This is a genomic window from Capsulimonas sp. (assembly GCF_039929585.1).
Classification (GTDB): domain Bacteria; phylum Armatimonadota; class Armatimonadia; order Armatimonadales; family Capsulimonadaceae; genus Capsulimonas.
Window position 1 is genome coordinate 1 of the sequence record NZ_JBDSQY010000064.1, and the last position, 8646, is coordinate 8646.

General features: G+C 61.9%; 9 protein-coding genes. 7 read left to right on the top strand and 2 right to left on the bottom strand.

The genetic code is table 11. The features are described 5' to 3' along the window. The first annotated feature begins 24 nt into the window (after positions 1-24). The 4 genes from ABIZ35_RS04275 (at position 25) to ABIZ35_RS04290 (ending at position 2590) form a co-directional block, all read left to right on the top strand. A complete protein-coding gene (locus ABIZ35_RS04275; protein WP_348218629.1) occupies positions 25-963 on the top strand; it encodes a branched-chain amino acid ABC transporter permease in 939 nt (312 codons plus the stop codon). A gap of 33 nt (positions 964-996) precedes the next feature. After that, complete coding sequence (locus ABIZ35_RS04280) at positions 997-2094, top strand: branched-chain amino acid ABC transporter permease (protein WP_348218630.1); 1098 nt, start codon at positions 997-999, stop codon at positions 2092-2094. 71 nt (positions 2095-2165) lie between these two features. Beyond that, the gene (locus ABIZ35_RS04285; RefSeq protein ID WP_348218631.1) at positions 2166-2327 is read left to right on the top strand and encodes a DUF559 domain-containing protein; all 162 of its coding nucleotides are present in this window, start codon (positions 2166-2168) and stop codon (positions 2325-2327) included. Between the two features lie 17 nt (positions 2328-2344). Next, positions 2345-2590 carry a DUF559 domain-containing protein gene (locus tag ABIZ35_RS04290; protein ID WP_348218632.1) on the top strand — a complete coding sequence of 82 codons (246 nt, stop codon included), beginning with the start codon at positions 2345-2347 and terminating at the stop codon, positions 2588-2590. 37 nt (positions 2591-2627) lie between these two features. On the opposite strand, the gene ABIZ35_RS04295 is transcribed toward ABIZ35_RS04290, so the two are convergent. Together ABIZ35_RS04295 and ABIZ35_RS04300 are read right to left on the bottom strand one after the other, a co-directional pair. Then, the gene (locus ABIZ35_RS04295) at positions 2628-2909 is read right to left on the bottom strand and encodes an EscU/YscU/HrcU family type III secretion system export apparatus switch protein (RefSeq protein ID WP_348218633.1); all 282 of its coding nucleotides are present in this window, start codon (positions 2907-2909) and stop codon (positions 2628-2630) included. Positions 2910-2922: 13 nt separating this feature from the next. Then, a complete protein-coding gene (locus ABIZ35_RS04300; protein ID WP_348218634.1) occupies positions 2923-4053 on the bottom strand; it encodes a hypothetical protein in 1131 nt (376 codons plus the stop codon). An 88-nt stretch (positions 4054-4141) separates the two neighbouring features. On the opposite strand from ABIZ35_RS04300, the gene ABIZ35_RS04305 reads away from it, so the two are divergent. The 3 genes from ABIZ35_RS04305 (at position 4142) to ABIZ35_RS04315 (ending at position 8563) form a co-directional block, all read left to right on the top strand. Then, a complete protein-coding gene (locus tag ABIZ35_RS04305) occupies positions 4142-4867 on the top strand; it encodes an HAD-IA family hydrolase (protein WP_348218635.1) in 726 nt (241 codons plus the stop codon). 292 nt (positions 4868-5159) lie between these two features. Further along, positions 5160-7736: a VWA domain-containing protein gene (locus ABIZ35_RS04310; RefSeq protein ID WP_348218636.1), complete on the top strand. Its 2577-nt coding sequence runs from the start codon at positions 5160-5162 to the stop codon at positions 7734-7736. A gap of 23 nt (positions 7737-7759) precedes the next feature. Continuing rightward, positions 7760-8563: a dihydroorotate dehydrogenase electron transfer subunit gene (locus tag ABIZ35_RS04315; protein WP_348218637.1), complete on the top strand. Its 804-nt coding sequence runs from the start codon at positions 7760-7762 to the stop codon at positions 8561-8563. The last annotated feature ends 83 nt before the right edge of the window (positions 8564-8646 follow it).

The window sequence follows — 8646 nt, forward strand, 5'->3', positions numbered from 1 at the left end:
GCTGCTTAGGCGAAGGGTGCGGGATTGCCGTCGCCAGTCGGAGCTGTTTTAGTGCTCCTGTGCGCGATGGTGATTTGCGGCCTGCTCGGTCTGGTGATCGAGCAGGCCGCCTACCGTCCGCTGCGTACACGCGCCTGGATCATCCCCGCCATCGTCCTGGGCGCGGCGGCGGCCTATATTGCCTACTCCATCGCGCTTGACGGCAACCGCACCCCGGCGTCCTGCATCGCGATCGGTCTGGTCGTCTGGGGCGCCATTGCCTGGATCCTGAAGACAAGTCAGAGCCGGCGCACCGCGACCGTGTCTCCGCGCCTCACAGCGCTGATTACGGCCATCGGCGTTTCGCTGTTCTTGGAAAACTTCGCGAACCTCAAGAGTATCTTCACGCCTGATCCGCGCTTCTTTCCGACGATCGTCGATATCCCTGATCCCGCGCGCCATATCCCGCGCACGGTAAGCGTGCTGGGCGTGGATGTCAGCCTGGAAACGATGCTGATCTTCGGCCTATCTCTGGCGCTGATGGCGGTGCTGACGTTTATCGTCACACGCACCAAAATCGGCAAGGCGATCCGCGCCGTGTCTTACGACGCCGACGCGGCGGCGCTGATGGGAATCAATACCGACCGAGTCATCTCCTTCACCTTCATACTCGGCGCAGTGCTTGCCGGCGCCGCCGGCGTCATGGTGACGTCGCTGACGGGAACGGCGATCAATCCTTATATCGGCGTTCCGTTCGGCCTCAAGGCGTTCGTGGCGGCGGTTATCGGCGGGATCGGCAATATTCCCGGCGCGACGCTGGGCGGTCTGATCATGGGGATCGCCGAGATTATGGTGGTGGCCTACGGATCGCGCATCGGTGTGCCGGACACTTACCGGGACGCCGTGGCGTTCTTCCTGCTGATTCTGATTCTGCTGGTGCGCCCGGCGGGCCTGCTGGGCAAGTTCGCTCCTGAGAAGGTCTGACGCTTCGACGTGGTTTAGGAGATTTGTACGCTCGTGCCTGACGCTATCAAGATAATTCCCCCGTTTGTACGCCAGCTGATTGCGATTTTTGTAATCGGCGCCGTGCTGTTCGCCGTGAACGGCGTTGTCGAAGGACCGCATTTCGGCCAATACCGCGAAAGCATTTTGATCTTTTGCGGGATCAACATCGTGCTGGCGGTGGCTCTGAATATTGTTAACGGTTTTACCGGCCAATTTTCACTTGGACACATCGGTTTCTACGCGATCGGCGCGTATGTGACAGCCGCATTCGCCACCTACGGCCACGATCGTTTCTTCTCGGGCCTGCCCATTGATGGTTCGTCTCCGTCCATCCTCCATCAGATCGTCCCGGTCTTTGTGCTGACTACGGCGGCGGGCCTCGCGGCCGCCGTCGCCGGTCTCGTGGTCGGGCTGCCGTCACTGCGCCTGCGCGGCGACTATTTGGCGATCATTACGCTTGGCTTCGCGCAGATCATCCAGGTGATTATCCGCAATATCAAAGCCGTCGACGGCGCAACTTCGTTCAACGGCATCGCACATGGCAATACGACGATCCTGACGCCACATCTCACGAACTTCCTGTGGGTCTATGTCGCCGTCGCGGTCATCCTCTGGGTGGCTTACGCTCTGCGCTTCTCCACCCACGGCCTCGCCTTCCTCGCCGTTCGTGACGACGAGATCGCCGCCGAGTCCATGGGGATCAACACGACTCGCTACAAAGTGATTGCCTTCCTGATCAGCGCTTACTTCACCGGCGTCGCCGGCTCGCTCTTCGCCCTCTACCTGCCGTCGCTCTCGAACGATCAGTTCTCCTTCGTCCGCTCCATCGACATCCTGGTTATGGTGGTGCTCGGCGGCCTCGGCAGCATCAGCGGCGTCACTCTCGCCGCCATCCTCCTGACGACCCTTCCTGAATTCCTACGCTCCGTAGATCAGTATCGACTGGTCATCTACCCTCTGCTCTTGATCTTGCTGATGCTGACGCGGCCGCAGGGGATTTTTGGGCGTGATGAAATGTCGAAGACGTGGCTGATGGGGCAGTGGAAGGCGATACGAGGAGTGTTTGTGCGGAAGAAGCCCTCACCCTCGGTCCCTCTCCCGCCCAGCTAAAGCCTGGGAGAGGGATGTCCAAAGGTCGGAGCCAAAACGTGGTTGACATTGGTTTCGCCGGAGATATGACGATGCGATATCAAGATGATAATCGGACGGAGATTGCGCGTGATTTACGCAGTCGCGAGACGAAGAGTGAGGCTATTCTTTGGGAGCATTTGCGTGGTTCGCGCTTTGAAGGATTGAAGTTTCGCCGCCAGCGTCCGAATTGTCGCGCAGTTCCTCTTTCTTGAGAATTGGTCCTTATATTGTGGATTTCTCATGTGAGGCGCTGAACTTGATCGTTGAGATCGACGGCTCTGTGCATGAAACTGCTGAAGCAAAAGAGTATGATGCTCAGCGTGACGAGTTCTTGAAGGCGGCAGGATACACAATCATTCGTGTCTCAGCCACGCAAGTAGAAACACAAATTCCCGAATTACGCCGAACTCTTTCCCTAGCCATCGCCAAGATACGTTTGGCCCCTGCCCCTGGACATCCCTCTCTCAGGCTTTAGCCGGGAGGGAGAGGGACCGAGGGTGAGGACTTCACTCCTATCGCATTTTCCCATTCTGCCGATAAACAAACGAAATCACTTCCGCCACCACGCGAAACAGCTCCGGCGGGATGCTTGATCCCACTTCCAGGCTCGACAGCGCGCCGGCGAGGGCGGCGTCCTGGCGGATGTGGACATTGTTTTCCTTCGCAACACGCACAATGTCTTCGGCGACGAATCCCTTGCCGCTGGCGACGACCTTGGGAGCGTCGCCGGCTTTGGCGTCGTAACGCAGGGCTACGGCGTTTTTTGTCGTTGGTTTTTGAGTTGGGTCTTGCATGGTCTTAACTTTGCTACACGCGCCAATCGACGCAGGCGCGGGGGGTGACGAGGGCTTCGCCGCCGTGCCAGAGCGGAGTCCAGTCGGCGCGGGTGGCGCAGGTGATCGTGCTGGCGGGCCAGCCCAGGGCGGCGAGCGATTGGCTGAGCTCGGCGGTTTGGCGGGTGAACAGCCGCGTCGTCGCGGGCTTCTCGCAGTGGACATGGCAGGCGAGACGGCCTTCGAGGGTTCCGCTGAGAATGAACTCCATCAGGCCCAGGCGTGTCGTGGTGAGGCGAATGGTGGCCTTGAGATAAGCGGTGTCGTCAGGCATGTCGTCAATGCCTTCGGCGTCTTCATCCCACGGCGTCAGGTGCATCTCCACCATCGTCTGCTCACCGGGAAACTGCAGCGGCATCGCCAGATACATGGGGATATTTGTGGGGGCGTCGTGCGCGCGTCCCGCCGCCTGATTGAGAAGCTGCTGCCCTTCGATGTGCGAGGCGAGGGCGTCCGCGCCGTTACGGATATTACGGTCGCCGATTGTCGCCGCGATGCCGAGCAGCGTAGAGTGCTGGTCGCGGATGACGTGCGGCGCGGCGCCTTCCTTCAAGGCTTTCAAAATGCGGTTTTCCGTGCTCTGTCCGATTTGACGCGCCTGCAAGTGCAGCTGCTGCGCCAACGATTCCGGGTCGGAACCGGCTTCGAGATTGAGCGCGAGCCACTGCATGACCTCGGGGGGCAGGGTCTTGCTGGCGGGTATCCCATTGATAACAATGGTCAGGGCGCGCAGGGCCGCTGGGCTGGTCGGCAGATCGTTGGCGCGGGCGAGCGCAAACGCCATCGGGAGAGCGTTCGGTGCGGCGGCGAGCGATGCGTGCGCTGCGGCGATCGTCTGTAAATTGAGCGGCAGGCCAAGCTGCGTGAACGCCTTGGCGATATCCATGTTCTGCGCGGTCGCCGGAGCGCCCAGGGAAAGCAGTTCCGTCCGAAGCATCTCCGCCGTCAGCGTGACGGTCGTGCGCTGATCCGTGGGCGTGGGCGCGGCGCCGGCGAGCACGGACGCCGCCTTGTTCTGGACAAGGCGCGAAAGGCCGCCGATCAGACCGAGCGCTGCTCCCGGGAAGCTAGGCCTCCCTATATCCATGGATGATTCGATGCGCATAGTTGACTTGCCGGGCAGGAAGCGGCGCCATGTACGGCGAACTCTGTGACCTATATCCATTATCGGCGAAATTTCCCAGGAAAATCAGATGACGAACCCCAATCCGCCAATTCAAGCGATCTTTTTAGATATCGGCGACACACTGGTCTTTGATTCGCCCAGCCAGATCGACCGCGTCCATCAGGCCGCCGTGGCCTGCGGCCTGGACCTGGAGCATGAAAAAATGTCCGCCGCCTTCCGCCCCGTGGAGGATTACGCGCTGGGACGTTACGTTCAGGGCGAAACACAGGACGATCCGCGCGTCGCGCGGCAGTGTATGGATGTCCTGCTGGAGCAGTTCGGCGCCGAAGCGCTGGATGACGAAGGCTGGGAAAATCTCAGCACCGCTTACGCCGAGGCGCCGTTCACCCGCACGTTACGTCCCGAGGCGCTGGAGCTGCTGTCGGATCTCAAGGAGCGCGGATTCAAGATCGGCGTCGTTTCCGATTGGACGATCGATTTAGAGACGCTGCTGACGGAGATGGGCGTGCGCCCTTACCTGGACGCATTGGCCGTCTCCGACATCGTCGGCTGCACAAAACCCGATCCGCGAATCTTTGAGGACGCCCTGGCGCAGGCGGGCGTATCGCCATCGGAAACGATCCACATCGGCGACTTCTTCGAACTCGACGTCGCGGGCGCGCGCGCCGCCGGCCTGAGCGCCGGGCTGTTCGACTGGCGCGGGCGCACCCCGAACGCCGACTGTCCGCGATTTGAAACATTCGATGAAATGGCAGCCTACCTGCGCGCCCTGCCGGCGGTGGTGAAGGGGTAGGATTTCGTAGAGAGCCGTCCCCGGTTATGAAGCCGTGTCCGTCCGTCCGTTGTTCTCCGGATATGAAATCCGTATTCGTGATTGTTCCCCGGATATGAAATCCGGGTCTGGGAAGCGAGACGCTAACCGTCCGTGCCGGACGGACAGATGACCGTGGTCGATTGTGCATCATTTGTTTGTCCGGCACGGACAATTAGCCGAAGGCTTCCCAGACCCGGATTTTACATCCGGGGAACGACTTCGTATTTGGGGTGTGTGAATTTTACGCCCCCTAACGCTTAAAGGCTATGCCTTGCTGACCTTCGAAGATCCTCGGCTTTTTCTTCTACTCCCTCCCTTACTGCTGCTATTACTCTGGGCGGCGCGACCAAACTACGCGGGCCTGCGCCGCCGTGTGCTCACGCTCACGTTCGTGCTGCGCGCGCTCACGTTGACACTGATCATCGCGGCGCTTGCCGGCGCGGCGTTTGTTCAGAAGTCCGACCGTCTCGCCGTGATCTTTGTGGTGGATGTTTCGCGCTCCATGACGCCGCCGGCTCAGGCGCGCGCTCTGAAGTATGTCCAAGACGCGCTGGCGTCGAAGCATTCGGCGGACGCCGCCGGGGTGGTTGTCTTTGCGCGAGATGCGCGGCCAAGCGTGGCGGTGTCCGATCTCGTGCAGCAGCTCTCTTCTCTCAAGGCGAATGGGATCGCCAGGGAAGCGACGGATCTAGAGCATGCGCTGCGTATGGCGTCCGCAATGTTCCCGGAGGACCGAGCGAAGAAGATCGTGCTGCTGAGCGATGGGAATGAGACGGCCGGCGATGTCCAGGCGCTCTCGCCGTCTCTGGCGGCCAGCCATATTCTCGTCGATGTCGCCGACGTCTTTCCTCCTGACAAATCCCTGCCTCCCGAAGCGCTCGTACGCCCACTCGCATTAGTCTCCCGCGTCGCCGTTCGTGCGCCGTTTGCTATTCCCGTTCATGTTTGGAGTTCACAGGCGCAAGCGGCCACGCTGACGCTGCGTGGCGACGGTAAGGTCGTGTCACGGCGTGTCGTGCGCTTACCGGCAGGGGACAGTCTCTGGGAGTTTACGGAAACGATGATGCGCCCGGGGGCGCGCCGCTTTCGGGTGACGCTCTCTGCGGCTCACGATACGATGGCGGCGAACAACGAAGTTTATGGGGCCATCCGGGCCAACGGATCACTTCGTGTGCTTTATCTGACGGCGGACCGCGCGGCGGGAAGGGAGATGCGCGGGATGTTGCCCAGGGGCGGGGTGGAAGTTGTCATTCGTTCGCCAGGCTCGGCGCCGATGGATGTTTCGGATCTGTCACAATTCGACGGAGTGATTGTGGGCGATGTCACGGCGGAGCAATTGGGGGCGCCGGCGATGCTTGCGATCCATAATGCCGTTCACGACGATGGGGTTGGGCTGGGGATGATCGGCGGCGAACGAGGCTTCGCGGGCGGTGGATATGCCGGGACGCCTTTGGATGCAGCGCTGCCGGTGGAGATGGACCGCAAGGGGGACTTGCGCACGCCGCCGGCGGCGATTGTGGTGGCGCTGGACGCCTCGGGGTCCATGGCGCGCCTCGAAGACGGCGTGCAGAAGCTGCAATTGGGCGCCAAGGCTGCGGTGGAATTGATGCGGGCGCTGAAGCCGGACGATCGGGTGGCGGTTACGATTGTCCGAGAAAACACCCAGATCGTTCTGCCCCTGCAAGCCGCCGCGAACACCAAGCCGCTGGAAGAGTCGATCGATGCGCTGTCGGCGGGCGGCGGCGGGATCTACTGCCGCACGGCTTTAGAGGATGCGTATACGATCCTTCGCACATCGAATGCTCCTGTCCGCCATGTGATCCTGGTGGCGGACACCGCCGATTCGGAGCAGCCCGAAGGCAGTATCGAACTGGCGCGCCGTATGAAACGTGACGGGGTGACCGTGTCGGTCTGCGGCATCGGCGGTGAAGCCGACCGTGACGCCGCTTTTCAGCGCGCGCTGGCGCGCGCCGGCGGCGGGCAGTCGGTGATTGTGGGGGAGGCGGAGCAGCTTCCGGCGGCGTTTGTGCGCGACGCCCAGCAATTGCAGTCTCAGGCGTTTGCCGAGCGTCCGTCTGCACTGTCGGTCTCCGCCGAGGCGCCGATGCTGGCGGGCCTGCCGCTCGCGACAATCCCGCCGGTGCTCGGTTACGATTACGTGCGTCCCAAGACCGGCTCCAGCGTCGCGCTGGCGACGGCCGATAGCCGTGAGCCGATCCTCGCTTACGGTCGATTTGGCCAGGGACGGACCTTCGCATTCGCCTCCGACGGCGCCGCGCATTGGACGGCGTCCTGGGCGGAATGGCCGGGCCGCCGCGCCTTTTGGTCGCAGCTCATCCGGTGGGCTGCGCAGCCGGAGCAAGATTCGGGCCTGCGCGTTCATATCGATGAGAGCGATGGAGTGGGGCGCATTCTTGTCACGGCGCCCAGCAGCGCAAAGATCGGCGATTATCAGGCGTTTGTCACCGCCCCGAGCCTTGCGCGAAGCGCTGTTCCTCTCAGTCCCACGGATGCGCATGGCGCCGAGGGAAACTTTGCGATGGATCAAACGGGCGCTTATTCTCTCTCCGTCGTCTCGCGCTCCGGGGCGTCCGGCTCGAAAACCGCGCAATTCGTGGTACCATATTCGCCAGAGTTTCTCCGCGCTCGCCCGGATCGTCCACGGCTTATTCGCCTGTCGGCTGTGTCCGGCGGCGTGTACGCACAGCCTTCTGGCCGTGTGTTTCGCGACCAAACCGCCTGGGTGACCGCCGAACGGCAGTTTGCTCCTCTGCTGCTCCTCCTGGGCGCATTCTGCTTTCTCGGCGAACTTGCCTGGCGGGCGGGCGTATTGCGCGCTCCGAAGTAATGAATTAAAGGATAGAAACCAGGATGCCTGTTTCCGCACAACAATATCTTGTCCCGGTGATCTCCAATGACGAGATCATTGCGGACCACCGGGTTTTGACATGCTACGCTCCCGAAGTGGCGGCGCTGGCCCGGCCCGGCCACTTCCTGAATGTGAGCGTCGGCGACGGCTATGATCCGTTTCTGCGCAAACCGTTCAGCATCTACACCGTGAACCGTGAGCGCGGCGAGATCAGCATGCTCTTTTCGATCGTCGGCGCCACCACGCGCGGCATGGCGAAGAAGAGGGCGGGGGATGAGATCGACCTCGTCGGCCCGCTCGGCGGCAAGATCTTCCAGCCCGACACGCGCGAAGGCGCCACACACGTCATGGTAGGCGGCGGCTACGGTGTGCCGCCGCTGGTCTTTCTTTCGAAAGAACTGCTGAGCGCCGACCCCAGCACGAACATCGAGTTTATCATCGGCGCGCGTCACAAAGACCTGCTGCTTTGCGAAGCGGAGCTGGCGGAGGCGGGCGTGACGGCGCGTATGACGACGGAGGACGGCTCGCATGGGATGCGCGGCCGTGTGACGGATGCGCTGCGTGTTGTCTTGGCAGAATTGGGCGCCAGCCCGGTGACGGTGTACTGCTGCGGGCCGACGCCGATGATGCACGCGGTCAGCGATCTCTGCCTGGAAGTTGGCGTGCCCTGTCAGCTGTCGGTCGAAGTGGGGATGCCCTGCGGAATGGGCGTCTGCATGGCCTGTGTTGTGGACCTGGCGGACGGACGTCGTGTGCGCTGCTGCACTGATGGTCCCGTCTTCGCGGCCGGGGAGGTGAAATGGTAAATACATCTGTTAAAATCGGCAAGCTCACGCTGCGCAATCCAGTGATGACCGGTTCGGGAACGTTTGGATTCGGCAGTGAGATG

Bases quoted from the DNA above. Each gene is read 5' to 3' on its own strand.
- ABIZ35_RS04285 (WP_348218631.1), top strand. From the start codon at position 2,166: ATGCGATATCAAGATGATAATCGGACGGAGATTGCGCGTGATTTACGC.
- ABIZ35_RS04295 (WP_348218633.1), bottom strand. From the start codon at position 2,909: ATGCAAGACCCAACTCAAAAACCAACGACAAAAAACGCCGTAGCCCTG.
- ABIZ35_RS04300 (WP_348218634.1), bottom strand. From the start codon at position 4,053: ATGCGCATCGAATCATCCATGGATATAGGGAGGCCTAGCTTCCCGGGA.
- ABIZ35_RS04305 (WP_348218635.1), top strand. From the start codon at position 4,142: ATGACGAACCCCAATCCGCCAATTCAAGCGATCTTTTTAGATATCGGC.
- ABIZ35_RS04315 (WP_348218637.1), top strand. From the start codon at position 7,760: ATGCCTGTTTCCGCACAACAATATCTTGTCCCGGTGATCTCCAATGAC.